19 protein-coding genes are annotated in these 17875 nt (G+C 52.3%); 5 read left to right on the forward strand and 14 right to left on the reverse strand.

Translation table 11 applies throughout. The annotated features are described in order from the left end of the window. Window positions 1–61 precede the first annotated feature (61 nt). Window positions 62–706, forward strand: a complete 645-nt coding sequence (locus IE073_RS08310) for a lysoplasmalogenase (protein ID WP_189584199.1) — start codon at window positions 62–64, stop codon at window positions 704–706. A gap of 44 nt (window positions 707–750) precedes the next feature. On the opposite strand, the gene IE073_RS08315 is transcribed toward IE073_RS08310, so the two are convergent. The 3 genes from IE073_RS08315 to IE073_RS08325 all read right to left on the reverse strand — a co-directional run bounded on the left by IE073_RS08315 (window position 751) and on the right by IE073_RS08325 (window position 3419). Then, window positions 751–1584, reverse strand: coding sequence for an exodeoxyribonuclease III (locus tag IE073_RS08315; protein WP_189584202.1), 834 nt, complete (start codon window positions 1582–1584; stop codon window positions 751–753). 53 nt (window positions 1585–1637) lie between these two features. Next, window positions 1638–2321: a LolA family protein gene (locus IE073_RS08320; RefSeq protein WP_189584205.1), complete on the reverse strand. Its 684-nt coding sequence runs from the start codon at window positions 2319–2321 to the stop codon at window positions 1638–1640. A 78-nt stretch (window positions 2322–2399) separates the two neighbouring features. Next, window positions 2400–3419: an adenosine kinase gene (locus tag IE073_RS08325; protein WP_189584208.1), complete on the reverse strand. Its 1020-nt coding sequence runs from the start codon at window positions 3417–3419 to the stop codon at window positions 2400–2402. A 117-nt stretch (window positions 3420–3536) separates the two neighbouring features. On the opposite strand from IE073_RS08325, the gene IE073_RS08330 reads away from it, so the two are divergent. Next, a complete protein-coding gene (locus tag IE073_RS08330) occupies window positions 3537–4475 on the forward strand; it encodes an ATP-grasp domain-containing protein (protein WP_189584211.1) in 939 nt (312 codons plus the stop codon). Here the strand turns inward: IE073_RS08330 and IE073_RS08335 are convergent. From IE073_RS08335 to IE073_RS08355, 5 genes are all read right to left on the reverse strand, one after another. Further along, window positions 4472–5311 carry a DMT family transporter gene (locus IE073_RS08335; RefSeq protein ID WP_189584214.1) on the reverse strand — a complete coding sequence of 280 codons (840 nt, stop codon included), beginning with the start codon at window positions 5309–5311 and terminating at the stop codon, window positions 4472–4474. The genes IE073_RS08330 and IE073_RS08335 overlap by 4 nt on opposite strands. A gap of 13 nt (window positions 5312–5324) precedes the next feature. Further along, on the reverse strand, window positions 5325–5738 hold the full coding sequence (locus IE073_RS08340) for a hypothetical protein (RefSeq protein ID WP_189584217.1): 414 nt from the start codon (window positions 5736–5738) through the stop codon (window positions 5325–5327). A gap of 155 nt (window positions 5739–5893) precedes the next feature. Further along, the gene (locus IE073_RS08345) at window positions 5894–7357 is read right to left on the reverse strand and encodes an outer membrane protein (RefSeq protein WP_189584220.1); all 1464 of its coding nucleotides are present in this window, start codon (window positions 7355–7357) and stop codon (window positions 5894–5896) included. 259 nt (window positions 7358–7616) lie between these two features. Next, window positions 7617–8300 carry an endonuclease III gene (gene nth / locus IE073_RS08350; RefSeq protein ID WP_189584223.1) on the reverse strand — a complete coding sequence of 228 codons (684 nt, stop codon included), beginning with the start codon at window positions 8298–8300 and terminating at the stop codon, window positions 7617–7619. Window positions 8301–8303: 3 nt separating this feature from the next. Continuing rightward, window positions 8304–8849, reverse strand: coding sequence for an NADPH-dependent FMN reductase (locus IE073_RS08355; RefSeq protein ID WP_189584226.1), 546 nt, complete (start codon window positions 8847–8849; stop codon window positions 8304–8306). Between the two features lie 207 nt (window positions 8850–9056). Between IE073_RS08355 and IE073_RS08360 the strand changes: the two genes are divergently transcribed. Next, entirely contained in the window at window positions 9057–9560 is a 504-nt protein-coding gene (locus tag IE073_RS08360; RefSeq protein ID WP_189584229.1) for a hypothetical protein, read from the forward strand. A gap of 3 nt (window positions 9561–9563) precedes the next feature. Here IE073_RS08360 and dapB read toward each other — a convergent pair whose 3' ends face one another. The 5 genes from dapB to IE073_RS08385 all read right to left on the reverse strand — a co-directional run bounded on the left by dapB (window position 9564) and on the right by IE073_RS08385 (window position 13775). Continuing rightward, window positions 9564–10397, reverse strand: coding sequence for a 4-hydroxy-tetrahydrodipicolinate reductase (gene dapB / locus IE073_RS08365; protein ID WP_189584231.1), 834 nt, complete (start codon window positions 10395–10397; stop codon window positions 9564–9566). Between the two features lie 27 nt (window positions 10398–10424). Beyond that, a complete protein-coding gene (locus IE073_RS08370) occupies window positions 10425–10943 on the reverse strand; it encodes an invasion associated locus B family protein (RefSeq protein WP_189584234.1) in 519 nt (172 codons plus the stop codon). A gap of 86 nt (window positions 10944–11029) precedes the next feature. Continuing rightward, complete coding sequence (locus IE073_RS08375; RefSeq protein ID WP_189584237.1) at window positions 11030–12379, reverse strand: MFS transporter; 1350 nt, start codon at window positions 12377–12379, stop codon at window positions 11030–11032. Window positions 12380–12387: 8 nt separating this feature from the next. Next, window positions 12388–13188, reverse strand: coding sequence for a lysophospholipid acyltransferase family protein (locus IE073_RS08380; RefSeq protein ID WP_189584240.1), 801 nt, complete (start codon window positions 13186–13188; stop codon window positions 12388–12390). Then, window positions 13188–13775 carry a TetR/AcrR family transcriptional regulator gene (locus IE073_RS08385; RefSeq protein ID WP_189584243.1) on the reverse strand — a complete coding sequence of 196 codons (588 nt, stop codon included), beginning with the start codon at window positions 13773–13775 and terminating at the stop codon, window positions 13188–13190. The genes IE073_RS08380 and IE073_RS08385 overlap by 1 nt, the downstream gene beginning before the upstream one ends. 312 nt (window positions 13776–14087) lie before the next feature. Between IE073_RS08385 and IE073_RS08390 the strand changes: the two genes are divergently transcribed. Further along, window positions 14088–14873 (forward strand): SDR family NAD(P)-dependent oxidoreductase, encoded by a 786-nt coding sequence (locus IE073_RS08390; RefSeq protein ID WP_189584246.1) that lies wholly within the window; start codon window positions 14088–14090, stop codon window positions 14871–14873. Between the two features lie 78 nt (window positions 14874–14951). Here IE073_RS08390 and IE073_RS08395 read toward each other — a convergent pair whose 3' ends face one another. After that, window positions 14952–16490 carry a mechanosensitive ion channel family protein gene (locus tag IE073_RS08395; protein ID WP_233349937.1) on the reverse strand — a complete coding sequence of 513 codons (1539 nt, stop codon included), beginning with the start codon at window positions 16488–16490 and terminating at the stop codon, window positions 14952–14954. Window positions 16491–16646: 156 nt separating this feature from the next. Here IE073_RS08395 and IE073_RS08400 point away from each other — a divergent pair, with 156 nt between their 5' ends. Continuing rightward, entirely contained in the window at window positions 16647–17870 is a 1224-nt protein-coding gene (locus IE073_RS08400) for an argininosuccinate synthase (protein ID WP_189584252.1), read from the forward strand. Window positions 17871–17875 lie beyond the last annotated feature (5 nt).

A 17875-nucleotide genomic window follows, 5' to 3' on the forward strand; every position in this document is an offset into this window, starting at 1 on the left:
GAGCCTTCGTTCGCGTCAGTGTGACCTATTAAATTTGCATTTTGGCGTTTAGGGTCAGGGCATGACCATAACCCTCATGATCTACGCCGTACTTGTTTTGGCGCTCACGATTGCGGAACTGACCGAACACCGCCGCGCGCAATGTGTTCTCAAACCACTGGCCGCCCTTGGCTTTCTTTTCATTGCTTTTTCTAGCACGGCATTACTCACGACTTATGGCCTGATTATTTTCGCGGGCTTGGCGGCTTGTGCGGTCGGGGACGTTCTATTGCTTTCTCGCAATTCACGAAAATTATTTCTCGCGGGTATGGCGGCCTTTGCGTTAGGACATATCGCCTATGTCAGCGCATTTCTGACCTTGCAAAGCGGCACATATTCCACGGGTAGGGTGGTTCTGAGTGCCGTTGTGATTGCGGGCACGATTGGTTTTTATATCTGGCTTAAACCCAAGCTTCCGCAGGATATGCGTATTGCAGTTGGACTTTATACGCTGATAATTTTGGTGATGGTGGTGAGCGCATTGGGTCTCCCACCTTTGGCCTATTCTCGCCTCGCGATGATCGGCGCCGTGATGTTTGCCGTGTCCGATATGTTTGTCGCGCGAGATCGCTTCGTCACGCGGACGCCGAAAAATGCGCTGGCGATTACGCCGCTTTATTTTGGCGCGCAGGCGTTGATCGCGGTGTCGGCAAAGGTCGTGTTTTAGTGACGCATGTTACGCGGCGGATTAATCCAACACCTGCGTCGCCGTCACTTGGCCGTCAGGTCAAGGACCTGTGTCATTGGCACATGATCTGATGGCTTGGCGTGCCACGTGCGGCACGGCACGTGGATTTCGTGGCCCGCCTTACCCATCGCTTCGACGGCTGGCTTTAGGGCTGGGCTCACCCAAATATGATCAAGACGTCGCCCGCGATTAGATTTCATGATATCTTTGGCGCGGTAGGACCACCAGCTATAGAGCTTTTCCTCATCGCCCGCGAAGAGGCGGGAGGTATCCGTGAAATCATGCGTCTTCAAAAGCGTGTTGAGGATTTCGACCTCCATCGGCGTATGGGAGACAACTTTCAAAAGCTGCTTGTGGCCCCAAACGTCATGTTCATGCGGCGCGATATTGAAATCCCCCACGAGGATTTGCTGTGCGTCGCCCGTGGCGAAACGCTCTTCAAAATAACACCGCATATTCTCTAAGAATTCGAGTTTATGGGCGAACTTATCATTGACCACAGGGTCCGCAATATCGCCGCCCGCCGGGACGTAAAAATTGTGAAATTCAAAGTCCTGATCCCCGGCAATCACCCGTGTAGAGACGTGACGGGCATGATCTAAGGGGCAAAAGCTGGTTGGCAAGCGTTCCATCGGCAATTTCGAAACGGTTGCCGCGCCGTGATAGCCCTTTTGGCCTTTGACCTCGATAAATTCATATCCGATGTCGCGGAAAGGCTGGTAGGGAAATTGCTCTTCGACGCATTTGATCTCTTGCAAGCCCAAGACGTCGGGCTGCTGCTCTGTCAGGAATTGAATGACCTGATCAATCCGCAAGCGGACAGAGTTAATATTCCAAGTGGCGACTTTGATTTGCATGTCGCGGGGATAGCCGCCCCCGCGAAAGGATAAAAGCCCCGAAAGGGAATTACTTACCGCCCGCGGCGATTACTATCTTCGCGCAGAACAAATTTACGCGGATCGATACGACCATTATATTGCAGGTTCGATAGCTGTACACGGGTTGCGCCCCCAAAGTCGTCGGCAATAATCCACGTTTGCAAAGCGAGCGTTTCAGAGTCAAAGACGAGCGTCATCGTGCCTTCTTGCTCACCCGACCCATCGCGAGCCGTCACGATCCACTGACCGGGATATTTCTGAAGCGCTGTGACCTCAGTATCTTCGGCGAGGTTGATATTTTCTTTCAGAAAGTAATTCAGCGGTGTCGCGGACAGCGGGACACGGTCGAAGGTTTCTAATTGGCGATCGTTTTGTACCAACGTTACACCGTCAGAGACGATCAAAAGCGGATTAGGCTCATTATATTCAAACCGCACCTTACCGGGGCGTTGCAACCAAATCCGGCCATTAGAGACAACTCCATCGGGCGCAACTTGCGTGAAGTCACCCTGAAAGGTCGTCGTCGCATTCATGCTAGCATCAATCCGCGCCAAATCTGCACGCACATTTGCGGGGTCCGTAAAGGGCGCCGCATATTGTGTCTTGGCGCTGATTTGACCCATCGCAGTCTTAGAGGATTGCGCGACAGCGGTGCCGACGGCAGTCCCCAAAGCGGTGGTGACCAAGAGTATGGGAAGAATAAGTTTTTTCATCATGTTCAACGCCATAGCGGATTTCGGTTTAACCGGGCCTGAATAAAGAAGACATCTTCATTACAAATTCGCAACAGCAATCTAAGCCGTTGCCGCCGCGATAAAGTGAACAGGGGTTTCAGGGCGCGCGCCATAATGCTGAATGACTTCGGCGGCGGCCAATGAGCCAAGATAGCCCGCATCAGCCCAGCTCAGGCCCATTTCGCGACCTGCCAAAACACCTGCGGCATATTGGTCACCGGCACCCGTGGTATCCACGATCTGTTTGATCGGGGCGGCCGGGACAAGGTGGCGGCGTGGGCCGCCGTCTTCTGGGCGCGACTTTGGAATCTGAATAATGGAGCCTTTGGCACTGCGCGTGACGCAGACAACAGGGCGCATGTCTGTCAATTCGTCCAGCGCGGCGTCCAAGCTGTCGGTTTCAAATAATGCCAGCAGTTCTTCTTCATTAGCAAAGAGGATGTCAGTTTGATGTTCAGCCAAGTGACGGAACCCAGCGCGATGTCGGGCGACGCAGAAACTGTCGGATAATGTCAGGGCAACTTGGCCGCCCGTGGCTTGGGCGTGTTCAGCCGCCTGCACATAGGCGGCCTTTTGCGTATCACTGTCAAAGAGGTAGCCTTCGAGATAGATCGTTTTGGCCCGCGCAATTTCGTCGCGGTGAATATCGTCAATACTGAAATCCGCATTTGCACCCAGGAATGTGCTCATCGAGCGTTGGCCATCTGGGGTTACGGCGATCATGCAGCGTGCAGAGGCTGTGCCTGACGTCGTTGGCTTGGTCGCGAACCAAACGCCGGCTTCGCGGTAACCTTCGGCCAAACGTTGCCCAACGCCATCTTCACCAATTTTCCCGATATAGCCTGCGCGAACACCTAAACCAGCAATCCCCACCATTGTATTGGCAGCCGACCCGCCCGCGATTTCGCGAAGATCAGCTTCTGATTTCAACGCCGCATTCAAAGATAAAGCACGCGGCTCATCGACCAATGTCATAGATCCGCGCTCAATCCCTTGGGCCGAGAGGAACCCATCTGGAACAGGGGCAATAATATCCATAATGGCATTGCCGATGCCCAAAACGTCAATATCTTTAGTCATGTCCAGAACTCTCACGGTAAAATTCAAATTGCGTCCTACGGATTTACCCCGTAGCCCGCGCGTACAACACCGCGCGCCTACCGTATTTATGCCGCGCAAACTATATGGAATTGCACGATGAAGAAAATTGCCCTCCTCATCTCGGATAATCTTCTGCCTACGGCCGAAAATGCTCGACCCGACCGTTTTGAATTGACCGAAGAAGTTGGGAAACTATCACCCGCTTTGGCGGCGCAGGATATGGAGTTGGTCGAAGTCCGCTGGCGCGAAATCGCTGAGCGTGCCGCCGAATTTGACGCGATCCTGCCGCTGATGGTTTGGGATTATTTTGAAGGCAATGAAGATGCCTTTCTGTCGGCCATTGCCAAGGCCGAAGCGATCACGCCCGTCTTCAACACCTTTGATGTTTTAAACTGGAATGCCGACAAGTCTTATCTTGAAGAATTAGAAGCCCGGGGCGCGCCCGTCATTCGGACGATCACTGTGGATGGCGTTACAAAAACAAATGTTGCGCGCGCTTTTGAGACGCTGGAAACAGATACGCTCGTCATTAAGCCAACCGTCGGCGGTGGGGCGTGGCGTCAAGTTCTGTATAAAAAGGGCGACCCGTTTCCGCCTGCGAGCGAGATGCCACCCGAAGGCGCGTTGCTGCAAGCCTTCCTGCCGAGCGTATTGGAAGAGGGCGAATATTCTTTTCTCTATTTCGGCGGTCGCTTTTCTCATGCGGCGCGCAAAACACCGAAATCTGGCGATTACCGGATACAGTCGATCTATGGCGGTTCGGAAGAAACCTATGTCCCGACGCCGCTCGAACGTGAAACGGCTAGTGATATTTTGGACGTATTGGATTTCACCCCGCTCTATGCGCGCGTGGACCTCTTGCGCGGACGTGACGGGACATTGAAGCTGATCGAGTTGGAACTGATCGAGCCCTATCTCTATCTACCTCATGCCAAAGGGGATGGGGGAGAGAATGAAGGCGCGCAGAAATTCGCACTCGCATTGAAAACGCGGTTAGAGCGCCTCGCGACGGCAAATGAAAAAGCTAAACCTTAGCTGGGTTTCCTGACGTTGACGGTTGCAAGTCCGACGCCGATCAAGACGGTCGCACAGGCGAGTGCAAAAGACAGCGTCACAGGTTCCAATACAAGTAGCGCGCCGCCGATCGCGGCGATGACGGGGACTGAGAGTTGCGAGATGGATGCGGTCGTGACCGAAAGGTCTCGCAACACCCGATACCAAAGCGCGTAACCGAGGCCTGATGTTAATGTGCCAGATAAAACGGCCAACCCAATCCCATCGGGCGCTGGGATACTTTCAGGCGACATGGTCAGAAATATTGGCGTTGCAAGCAGGAGCAAGATCGCCGCTCTTGCAAAATTTCCCGACGTCCGCGCGACGGGGTCACCTTCGCTTTTGCCTAAAACGGAATAAATACCCCAGCCGATCCCTGACGCTGCCATGAGGACTGCCCCAATGGGAGATGGGGCATCTAACCCGGGCGAGAGCAAATAAATTAATCCCGCCACGGCCAGCGCTAAGCCGAGTGTTTGCGAGAGGCGCAGTCGTTCTCCGCGTGAAAAGGCGATGATCAACATCGTCAACTGTACCGACGCGAACAAAAGTAACGCGCCCGTCCCCGTCGCGAGTTTTAAATAGGCGTAAGAAAAAAACACGCCATAGGCACAAAGCGCAAGGGCGGCTCCCCAATGACCGCTGCGCCAACTTGCAAGCGGTTTGGCGAGTATGAGCAATACCCCCGCGCCCGATACAAAGCGGATCAAAGAGAAACTCCAAGGACCAATGTCGCCCCCGCTCAAGGCCAAACGCGCCAAAATAGAATTTCCCGCAAAGGCAATCAGAACCACAAGTGTGAGGAGGGCGACGCGCATGAGAGGGGCGCGTTTAAAACCCTAATGCGAAAGCGATGAGCCCAAAGACGAGCAGGGCATTGATCACGACCATCACCATCAGGGGTGGATTTCCTGCTGTATTCTTTTTTACATGGCGAACGATCAGGCCCAGGGGAAAAGCGCCGATTAAGCCGATAGCGCCAATTGCAAACCCCGCCCAGACTTCGCCGTTCCGAAAAGGAATACTCAACAGAATGAGCATTGAGACCCCCGTTGAAAGGCCAAAATAACCGCCACCGTTTAACAGGGCTTTGAGCATGAATTGAGTTTTGGGATCAATCTCCGCCCATGAGGTTTCGAGGGCGTCCAGATGATAGGGCATGACCGTTTTACGCGTCGCATACACCGCCCCAATCAACAGCGTGGCAAGGGTCGCAAGCAAGAAAAGCCAAAATGAAACTGTCATAATAAGGGACCTTAAAAAGCAATGGGCTGTCCTTGCACTATACAGGCTTGGCGAGGAACCGATTTCTTAAAGTCAAAAAGAAACCCGCGCAGGGGCATCGCGCGGGTTTCAAACTGCAGCATCTTAAGATGCCGCAGCTATTCTAGTCATATGATTTACTCACACGCGTACATATAGTTCCCACAAGTTTTCATGAAATGCACAACCACGCCATTTGCGCTTTGGATGCGGAACGCTTGGCGATCATGATCATTGGTCGGGAGGATTGAGTAGCTATAGTGATGCTGCTCTCCCAGACCCAAGATACCGCGTGTGCCGACAGGCAAAACTTCTTCACTAAACATATAAGGTTGCGCGTCTGCCCAGCCATTGCTGTAGCCCATAGATTTGAACAGATAGTTCAAATAGGCCTTATCATTGGCCGTCGCATTGTAGCGGGCGTCGAGCTTTTCATAGAACTGCGTTGGTGTCAGGCCGTGGCTATCGCCGAATTCAGGCATTGTACCTAAACGGGCCATTTGCTTTGGCGCCTTATTCGTCGGAACATCAAAGATCGCGACAGGCGAACTACCACAAACATTCAAGTTGGTTTGCTGAACGACAGGCGCCGGCTCAACTGCGCAAGTGGACAAGTCATAAGTAACCGATCCATCCCAACAGGTGAAAGTCTCTGCAACAACGGGTTCGGCAGGACAGCTTGTTCCAACTGGAACAGCCGATCCATCCCAACAGCTGATAACTTCAACAGCAGGGGCAGGTTTGGCGGCACACTGGCTGGCATCTTGTACCATGGCACCATCCCAACATGTAAAGTCTGGGCGGCGAACAGGGGCTGGCGCGGGTGTTGGCGCTACGATTTTCGGCATGGATTGCGTGCGATTGCCAAATGTATAACGCAAACCTGTCATAACGGTATGTGCGCCAACATCAGACATTTTTGCAGAGATTGGTGTCGAGCCGCCCGTAACACCATTTGTCCGAAGTCCCTCGACGTCCAAATCTGGGCCGTTCATATATGTGTAGTGGGTATCCCACGTTAAATTGTCCGAAATTTGACGACCCAAGCCAGCCATCAACTGCCAACCAAAACCTGAATCCTTATCGGAGATATCACAGCTTTCAGCTTGGTCGAGTGTACGCGCGCCCAGACAAGCTGGCGTACGCGTTAGAATGTTTTCTGCGCTCGGAAAATCATGCGCTGTCAAATTGGCTTTACCTTGGACCAATCCGAGGCCTGCACCGACATAAGGCTCCCATTTCCCAAAACCGTCAAAGTCATAAAGCGCATTCAACATCAGTGTATTTGTACGAAGCTTTGCTGCGCTGGATGGGATTTGGCTGATCGAGCCAAAGTCTGTCCAAAGCGTATCCGCATCTAGTTCAACGCGCCAATTGTCGCCGAAATCATAGCCCAAGCCCAAAGAGGCAGCCGGGTTAACTTGGCTTTGGATGCCATTGCCATGCATTGTCGAGGTCATATCGCCCTGAACTTCGGCGTCTGTGTGGATGCCAACACCTGCATTGCCGCGCAGATACCAACCTTCGCTATCATCCGCGGATGCCGACGTTGCAGCAAGCAAGCTCATGGCTGACGCTGCGGTAAATAATAGAACCTTCATTGTGGATTCCCCATCCCATCTCCGAAATCAACACGAACGAACTTCATGAAAATTAAGGTGAATTAAACATTAAGGCCCTCCTTTGGTCACACCCTATATGAATGTTTTCTGAATGCCCTATTTCGAGGGGTTGGGCATTTAACGGACGTTCATCTTCATTTGTGGGCATGATTAGGCCCCTATTCGGGCGGGAATAGCGCTTTCCAAACGTCAAAACCCACTCGGAAAGATGGGCGATTTGACGAAACTGGCAACCCAGCTAAGGCGCGGGGGTTTTCTTTTTATACTGACAAATGTCTTGGATGGGGCAGGCATAACATTCGGGGGTTCTGGCTTTGCAGACATAGCGCCCGTGCAGCAAAACCCAGTGATGCGCGCCAATCAAATAGGACTCTGGCGTTACCCGCAAAAGATTCAACTCGACCTCCAAGACATCCTTGCCCGGGGCCATGCCTGTGCGGTTTGAAACTCTGAAAATATGCGTATCGACCGCCATTGTCGGCTGGCCAAAAATCTCATGTAGGACAACATTGGCCGTTTTTCGTCCGACGCCAGGCAGTCGGATTAGGTCTTCCCGCGTATCGGGAACTTTGCTGTCATATTCGTCGACCAGAAGCTGCGAGAGTTTGATCACGTTCTTGGCTTTGGTTTTATATAGACCAATCGTTTTGATGTAATCGCGGACAGTGTCTTCACCCAGGGCCAGCATTTTCTCGGGCGTGTCGGCAATAACAAACAAGTCTTTGGTCGCGCGGTTCACGCCAACATCCGTAGCCTGCGCCGACAGGGCCACAGCGACGACGAGCGTATAAGGATTGACGTAATCCAATTCCGTCTTTGGCGACGGTCGCTCCACGGATAGCCGTCGATAGATCTCTTCGATCTGCGCCCTATTTAACTTCGGGCGCGGAAGATCTTTGTAAAGCTTTTCTTTGGCCGCCATGGATCAAACGTGAGCCAACATATCGGCGATCATTTTGTCAGCGAGGCTGGCGGAAGGTTCCGCTATTAGCTCACCCTTCGCGTCGAAAGCTTTTGATGCATTCCCAACACCAACCTGAATGGGTGATACGTGACAGCCGACGCGCATCAAAATATAATTAATCTGACGCATGCACATGATGCCGCTCATTGGGCCGGGCGTGCAAGAGGCGATGCCCCAATAGCGCTCGCGAAAATGGGTTGTGTCATCCGTCGATGTCCAATCAATTGCATTTTTCAACACCGGCGGCAGACCGCCATTATATTCAGGGCTAACTATGACAATGCCATCACAGGACCGCAATTTGCGCGTCAGCTTTTTAACACCCTCTGGCAGCGTGATATCGCCGTGGTAAAGGGGAAGGTCATAGGTCGCTAAATTAATGGAGGTCGTTTTCGCACCTGCACGTTTGAATTTTTTGATAAGCGCTTTTTCGAGGGTTTTATTGATCGACCCGAGACGCAGAGATCCGCACACGAGGCCAATGACGGGAGGAGTTTCAGCGGACATTGAAAACTTTCTAAGCAAATAAATCTGGTGACAAGGCGATAGAACGTCGCCTACTGTCGTTAATACGTCATAGCAATATATTTGGGGCAAAGCATTTTAGATGTCACAAAGTTGGCGACCCAAGCTAAAGGGGACTCGCCGTAGAAATAATAGTGCGTGCGGACCCGCGCACTTGTAACGCAGAACGGGTATCGTTATATTGTAACTATGCGTAGTTTTGACGGAATTTCATTTTGGTGGGCCTTGATCATGATGGGCGCGCTTGCGCTCTTTTTAGGGTTGCGGGCGGTGATCGGTTGGATCCGTGTGCGCGACGACGCGCGCGATGATTACGACTATAAAAAAGGGAACGGCATGGTGCCTGACGCGCTTTCGCGTGACGAATATGAACGCATTTACAGACGGGTGTATGGCCCGCGCGGGCCTGCCCATGCGGCAGTCGGCGCCTTAGCAATCCTTGTACTCACACCTCTGGCAATGTTGGGATTCGAAGCGTTTCTAAACCTGATTTATAACCTGTCGGGTCAAAGCCGTGTGATCGAGCCCGGATATTTGGTCTGGCAGTTTTTCCTGTTCTTCGGAATGATCGCGACGTGGGTCGGCATTGGCTATGCCGCGTCCCGACGTTATCATCAAACTGCACCGGGAAATTTACAATATGAAATTGACCAGCACCTCTATGGCGGCTCCGATATTGGCGATGAATTTTAAGGCCTAAAAGCCCAAGACATCCCGCATCGAATAGAGGCCTTTTGGTTGATCCACGAGCCAAAGTGCAGAAGACAACGCGCCCCTAGCGAAAACAGATCGGTCAAAGGCATCATGGGATAAGGTGATCATTTCCAAACTGGAGGCTAGACGCACCTCATGACTTCCGACTACGCCGCCGCCGCGTAGGGTTGCAAAGCCAATGTCATCATCTCGACGCGTCCCCGTCATTCCTTCGCGAGAGAGAACTTGGGATTGGCTTAGATCCAGCCCTCTGCCTTTGGCCGCAGCTTCCCCTAACAGCAAAGCTGTGCCCGACGGTGCGTCGACTTTGTGACGGTGATGCATCTCCAGGATTTCAATATCCCAGCCGCGTCCTAATTTTTCTGTGGCAAGTTCGACCAGTGCCGAAAGTGCTGTGACGCCCGGCGAAAAATTACCCGACCGCAATAGAGATATCTCATTCGCGGCCGCTTCAAAGGCGGCGTCCTCTGTCTTGGTAAAGCCTGTGGTGCCCGAAACCATCGCATGGCATCGCCCAGAATGACCCGTGCCCGCCAATATCAAAGCCGCGTCAATGGCGGCTTTCGGCGCGGAAAAATCAATCAAAACATCGCAGGCGTTTAATGCTGATTTCAGATCGGCGCTTAAGCTCACACCGATTTCGGAGCCACCTGAAACAACGCCGGCATCTCTCCCCAGTTCTGTGGATTGCGGGGCTGTTACGGCCGCTGTCAATCGCGCATTTGGGTGTTCGGCGATGGCGCGTATGACGGCCGCGCCCATGCGGCCATCTGCGCCCAAAATGCCGATGTTTGTTGTCTTGCCATTATGTGTCATGGCCCGACCTCTATCCTGCAACAGGCTTTAGCTGCAAGCCGTTTTGCTTTGCTTAAGCGCCGCCGTGACGCCTTTAAGCGAAAATGTGTAGCGCGTTTGCGTGCCGCGTTTGGATACGGCGGAAACGGTCATTGTTGATCCCGCGCGCATTTTTGAGACAAGCTTTCGCTCGTCACTATTCTCTGAGATGAAAGCTTCATTATCGGCGGCAAACATTGACAAAGCTGTTGAGCCTACCTGCGCTTTCGGGGCGCGTGTGGTTTTAAGCTCATAACCGGCCAAGAATGACGGTTGCTCTGTCGCGGCGCCATTCTTCCAATTCGACACCATGAAATAAATATCCCCATGGTTCACATTATTAGGGGATTTCGCCAGTGCCTCGCTCAAGACGTAACAGATTTGTTTCGCCCCAGAGCCCTGTGTGTAAACAGACCAGTCGCCGTGCTTTCCCGCCAGCCGTGCATCGGTATTCGCAAAGGCGGGACTCGTCGTCAAAGCCGCCGCCGCGATATAGGTCAGAACAATTGTGGATGTGCGTCGTGTCATAAGGCCTCAACTTTGCGCCCCTCACGGTTAATCCTGCGTTAAATATCCATGCGAAAACAGGTGCAATGACAGATTAGCCGTCACCTCTAATACTGTTTGCGATTTTCCAGATGGAACATCCGCCAAATCGCATAAGCCGCGACGCAAGCGCTGCCGATAACAACCATCAGAAACGGCGCTTTTGGCGGCATATTCAACAGCGCCAAACCGATCAGCCCGAACGTTACAATGTTTACAAAGAAATTATAGAGCACGGACCCTGCACTCATCAGCTGGGCGCGAATTTTTGGGTGCGCCCGACGCTGTGCCATGGCCTGTAAAGGCACAACAAACATGCCGTTAAACATCGATGCGCCAGCGACGCTCGCCAAGAATAACGGCGTATTTGGGTCTTTCAAAAACTCGCCCGCTGGACCAAATGCCTCTGGGCCAAAATATTTTGGAGACGGCGCGAGATACAGCAAAAGCGAAAAACCCGTGACGCCCAAAATTCCGACAGCGACGAGACGGATTGCTTCTGGACCCCAAATTTTCCAGTTGCCGACAAACATGGTGATTAATGAGCCGATTAAGATTGCGACGGTGGAAACAACTAAAACGACTTGAAGGACACCTTTCTCATAGCCCATCACATTGGCGATAAAGCTGGGGAAGGCAGTGATGAAAATTGTGGAAAGCGCATAAAACCAAGCGATCCCCAACCAAGGCCGCAAGACGTCTTGGTTTTGAAAAATTTGTTTCAAGACGCCGATGATTGCCGTGACGGGGTTATAATTGACCTTCAAATCTGGATTGGGTGCAGCCGCTGGCGGGCACGTCTCGGCGGCTATCCAGCCTACAATGGCAAGCCCCATGAGAAGTCCAGCTAGAATGAGGGGGTGGTTGGTTGCCAATTGGATGCCGACAATTGTGCCAATCAGCAAAAAGGCAAACTGCGCCCCCGACATTAAACCATTGCCCTTGATCAACTCATCACTAGTCAACCATTGTGGCAGGACCGCATTTTTAGTGGGCGAGAAAAAGGCCGATTGCGTGCCCATTAGGCCCAAGGAAATCGCCAGAATTGTAATGTTCTGAAAAACAAAACCAAAACTCGCCAATAACATAATCCCGACTTCAGCGCGTTTGATCCAGCGGAAGATCTGGCCTCTATCGACCTTATCCGCAATTTGCCCCGCAATAGAGCAGAAGACTAAAAACGGGCCTGTGAAGATCAAGGCCGCGATCGGGACTTTCGCCTCTTCGGGCAGTCCTGGTAGGAAGTTAAAAGACTCGTCGATTACGGCGACATAAGTAATCAACGCAATCAACGCATTCTTCAGCGCGTTATCGTTAAATGTTCCTGTCTGAAATAACACGAACAGCGGGGCGAAGCGCCGTGAGAGGAGAAGGGGTCGAGGTTTGACGTCGATCTTCATCATTTTGTTATTAGCCATGGATGTGCCTAAACCGCTTTCTCTTCGCGTGCCAACCTTTTGGCGAGCGCAACGTGGTTCTCTTCTTCTTTTCCGATATCGGCAGGATTCAGCGCGCCCAAATTCTCCAGATCCAGCAGAGCGATGGACTGCCCTTCGATTTTATCTTGCAACAGCTCCATAAAGGCTTCCTTGTCGAGGCCGGGTTGGATCGGTTCCATAAATTCGACAACGGCCTTACCCGTGAATTTGGCCCAATCCGACTGGTTCCAGCGTTGACCCAATGTGTTGGCGACGGGAATTACGGGACAATTGAAGTCTTGTTGTAGGTGCCAAACACCTTTGCGATAGCGGTGATGGGTTCCAATCCGTGACAGATGGCCTTCTGGAAAGATTAGAAGCCGCCGCCCTTCTGTCCGAACCGCAGCCGCCTGCTTTTCCATTTTGGCTTGGGAATCCGAGCCTCCGCAACTGTCTATGACCACGGCGTTCATTTTGGTCAGGATGCGTTTCAGGCCCCAAAACTTCTCCAAGTGATCCCCTGTTACAAAGCTTAGGTCTTCGAACTGTGAGAAGATGACGAATCCATCGCCATAGGATTGGTGTTTTGACGCAATAATCACGGGACCCGACGCTGGAATATTAGCCTTTCCGCGCACTTCAATATCCATGCCACCAATACGGCGCATCCCCCAAACCATGATTTTCGTATAGCGCTTGAGCGCCCCCATGAGGGCTTTGCGGCCGGGAATGAGCGAACAAATCAGACAGCTCAGACCATAGATAAATGTCGCGAGGAAGAAGAAAATATTAAAGGCTAAGGTGCGCATTACGCGTCCTCCAACACGGCCATTACGGCCCGCTCAAACATGTCGATGTGGTCGGACAAGGCTTCGATGTTTGCGCCCAACAGCTTACCATGGGCGGCTTGCAAGACGACGCCCAAGGCCATTGAAGCCAAAAGATCAGGCGCTACCGCAGCGGGCAGGCGTCCCGCGCTCTGGTTAAATGCCACAAGCTCCGCCGCCGCGCGCAAAGGTCCATCGCTTGCAAGGTTTGGGAAGCGGTGCATGTAGAGCAGGTGATAAGCGAAAAGCGGCCAATCATTATCGGCCAAAGCGGCATAATCCCGCACAATATCGGCCACGGCGGCCTCTAGACTTTGTCCTGAGTGCGCCCGAACAAGAATGGTGAGCTGGTCGTGGATTGCTTTCATCAAGGTGCGCGACAGATCACTTTTGGATTTGAAGTGCCGATAGAGCAGGCCTTCACTAACGCCTGCTTGGGCGGCGATCGATTTGGTCGAGACGCCCTCTATGGAGCGTTCAACAAATAACGTGAGCGCAGCCCGTTCAATCCGGGCTTTGGCCGTTCCGGCGGCGGCGGTTACGCCACGTTCGTCTGAAACCATCTCCATAAACTCGCCTCTCATTCTGCTCCGCGTACCCTTGCGGATATTCGGCCTGCATCTGAATCTACCTTCAAAGTATAAATGAGTGATTAATCACTCGCTACTCAGTTGAGGACCTTTAAGCGGGAGGTATTTCAGTTTGTCGACCTTCATTTACGAATGGCGGGTGAGATATAAGTGATTGATCACTTATATTGCATTCGATCCGCCTATGCAAAGTCATTTCAGCGTATGTCGAAAACGAGACTTGATTGCCTCGCTGCAAATCGGCAGGTCTGCGCCAACGAAACATACCCAACACCTCATTCGGAGAGCGTCATGAAATTATCAAACGAAATCACAGCCGTCGTTACGGGCGGCGCTTCGGGTCTCGGCGAAGCGACCGCGCGCGCGCTAGCTGCCAAAGGCGTCAAAGTCGGAATTTTCGATATGAATGCCGAACGTGGCGAAAAGGTCGCAAAAGACATCGGCGGAACCTTTGCCAAAGTAAACGTGGCGGATGAAGCCAGCGTTGACGCCGGCTTTGCCGCTGTTCGAGACGCAAATGGCACAGAGCGTATTTTGGTCAACTGTGCTGGAATCGGCCTCGGTATGAAAACGGTCAGCCGCAAACGCGACACAGGTGAAATCATCGCCCATGATGTCGCCGCTTTTAAGCGCGTGATCGATATCAACCTGTTCGGCAGCTTCCTTTGCGCGTCCAAATCTGCCGCTGCGATGATGGCGCTGGACCCGACGGATCCTGACGGTGGACGTGGCGTAATTATCAATACGGCGTCCGTCGCGGCCCAAGATGGTCAGATTGGTCAATTGGCTTACGCGGCATCTAAAGGCGGCATTCTCTCAATGGCGCTTCCAATGGCCCGGGATTTGGGGCGCGAAGGCATCCGCGTAAATACCATCCTCCCTGGCTTCTACGAGACGCCTATTTACGAGCAGATGAAACCCGAAGTGAAAGAATCCTTGCGCGCGCATGTCCAATTCCCGAACCGTTTCGGCCAGCCGCACGAATTTGGCGAAGTGGCACTCTTCATGTGTGAACATGCATATATTAATGGCGAGTACATCCGGACAGACGCGGGCGCCCGCATGCCACCGCGCTAGCGCTACGCTCTAAACTGACAGCCAACACGTCGCCTCTCTGGGCGGCGTTATGTCTGTGGGAAACCGAGCTGAATATCCCTAGACAGATTTCACATGCGTGACACGTTGTGGGAACGGGATTTCGATTTTGTTATCGCGGAGAGTCCGCCACACAATAAAGTTCAAGTCTGACGTGAACTTATTCGGCCCATCGTCAATCCCGTCGCACCAGAACTCAATCGCCATATTGATCCCATTGTCGCCAAAGCTGCGGAATTCTAGGTCCGGCATTTCAGGCTCGCGCAAAACTTGCGGGTGTTTCAATACTTCTGGAATGAGCATGTCTTCCAGAGTGTCGATATCCGTGTCGTAGGCTACGCTAAAATGAACCTCATATCGTTGGCGTGGGTCTTTGTGGGTCCAGTTCTCATAGGCCTCTTCCGTGAACTTTGTGTTTGGCACCATGATGTCCTTACCATCAGGGGTCTCCACCACCGTATTGCGCATGTTAATGGCCTCAACAAAGCCTTCTTGCCCATCCGGAAGCACCACATAATCCCCGACCCTCACAGACCGATCGAATAGAATTATCAGCCCCGATACGAAGTTGGCCGCAATGGGTTGTAGGCCCAAACCAATCCCCAAAGACAAAGCCGAGAAGATCACCACGAGCCCCGACAGCGGCACTTTTGCGGCGCCCATCACCAAAATAAAGATGATGGTGAACAGGACCATTTGGAAAAGTTTCCCAACAACCTCTTGTGTCGCTGCATCCAACCCCTCTTGAGAGCGGATCGCCGATTGCCCTTTGGCATTAGCAACGTTTCCAAGTTTGAAAAAGATAGACCCAAAAATAAGGAGCAGGATCACCGTCATCAACGTTATCGGCGTGTCGCCGATCGCCATAATTTGTGCGCCATTCAGTGCATTGATCAGATCGTCAAAATATCCAAATGTCATAATCAACGCGAGCGGGATGACCGTCCAGATCGCGATCTTTCGGATCAGTTCATTACCCACGAATTCTGTAATGGTCTTATATAGTAAGAATACCACGGCGAGACTTTGGACTAATTTAACGAGCCAACTTTGACCCGCCGCTGGGATCGCCGTGAGAATGGCAGCAAAAGCCGCCAGCAAGCCCACGAAGACAATGGGGCGAAGTAGGTTTCGCGCACGATAAATATAATCTCGAATGAGACGAAATTTCACGTCCTCGACAGGTGGGTCTCTGAAGAGAAAAACTTTCTTTCGCAATGCCCGCCCGACCAACGGAGAAACGATGAAAGCGAAAATAATGGCCCCAACTTGCGCCAGAAAGGACGGACTCTTGAGCCATCCCAAAATTTTATCGCCTATGGAGGCTGCCAGCGCTTTTATATCCTCAGGACTGGAAGGGATGATGGACTCTTTCTTCTCACCCTCACCAGTCCCTTTCCCCTCAAGGTTCTGGGCTTCTTCCGCTTGCTTCCTCACAGCCTCAGCCAGTGCGGCGTCTGCGGCTTCCCTCGCTTCCAACGCGGCTCTGATGGCGGGGTCGTCTAGATCAACGACGGGGACAGCGGCAGGAATTTCAACAACATTTTCCGGAGCTGCGGCGGGGGGTTCAACCTCACTGGTCTGGGCCCAACCAGACAAGGAGCTGAAAATCAGCGCGAGTAAAGTTAATGCTAAAACCCTTAGCCTGAACATGATACAATTGCCCTCGTTTCATTCTTCCCAGCCGCAGTAGAACTCACACTAGCTTTTGTAAACGGTTTTGGGTTATGTCGCCCCGAAATGGAGTCCTAAGTCATGAGTAAACCCAAGAAAGTCGTCCTTGCCTATTCCGGCGGTCTCGACACCTCAATTATTCTAAAATGGTTGCAGGAAGAAAAGGGCTGCGAAGTCGTCACTTTCACCGCTGACCTAGGCCAGGGCGAAGAACTCGAACCCGCGCGTCGCAAAGCCGAAGCGGCAGGGGTCAAAGAAATATTCATCGATGACCTACGCGAGGAATTCGTTCGCGATTTCGTCTTCCCAATGTTCCGCGCCAATGCGCTCTATGAAGGCCTTTATCTGCTGGGCACGTCTATTGCGCGTCCGCTCATCTCTAAACGTCAGATCGAAATCGCCCATCAAGTCGGTGCCGATGCCGTATGTCATGGCGCGACGGGCAAGGGGAATGACCAAGTCCGTTTCGAACTTGCCTATTATGCGCTCGACCCAGAAATCAAAGTCATTGCGCCGTGGCGTGAATGGGATTTGAACTCGCGTAACAAGCTCATCGAATATGCTGAAAAGCATGATATCGAAATCGCAAAAGATAAGCGCGGTGAAGCCCCGTTCTCTGTCGATGCGAACCTGCTTCACACATCTTCCGAAGGCAAAGTCCTCGAAGACCCCTATCAGGAAGCTCCAGAATTCATCTATCAGCGCACAGTCTCCCCCGAAGATGCGCCAGATAAAGCTACTTTTATCGAAGTCGGATTTGAGCGCGGCGACGCTGTCTCAATCGATGGCGTCGACATGTCGCCGGCAACAATTCTAACAAAGCTCAATGAGCTGGGCGGCGCCAACGGTATTGGTCGTCTTGACCTCTTGGAAAATCGTTACGTCGGGATGAAATCGCGCGGCGTCTATGAAACGCCAGGCGGGACAATCTTGCTCATGGCCCATCGCGGCATTGAACAGATCACAATGGATAAAGGCGCCAGCCATCTAAAAGATGAATTGATGCCGAAATATGCCGAGCTCATCTATAACGGATATTGGTACTCACCAGAGCGTGAAATGCTACAGGCCGCGATTGATAAATCGCAAGAGCTGGTCACAGGTTCCGTTCGCCTCAAGCTTTACAAAGGCAATGTCGATATTGTGGGCCGTAAATCCCCATATTCGCTTTACTCTCAAGAACACGTCACATTCGAAGAGGACGATGTGTATGATCAAGCGGATGCGGGCGGATTTATCAAGATCAACGCCTTACGCTTACGCCTGCTCAAAGCCCGCGATCGTAAGGCCGGAAAGAATATTTAACAAAA

It is taken from the genome of Litorimonas cladophorae (assembly GCF_014652455.1).
Lineage (GTDB): Bacteria > Pseudomonadota > Alphaproteobacteria > Caulobacterales > Maricaulaceae > Litorimonas > Litorimonas cladophorae.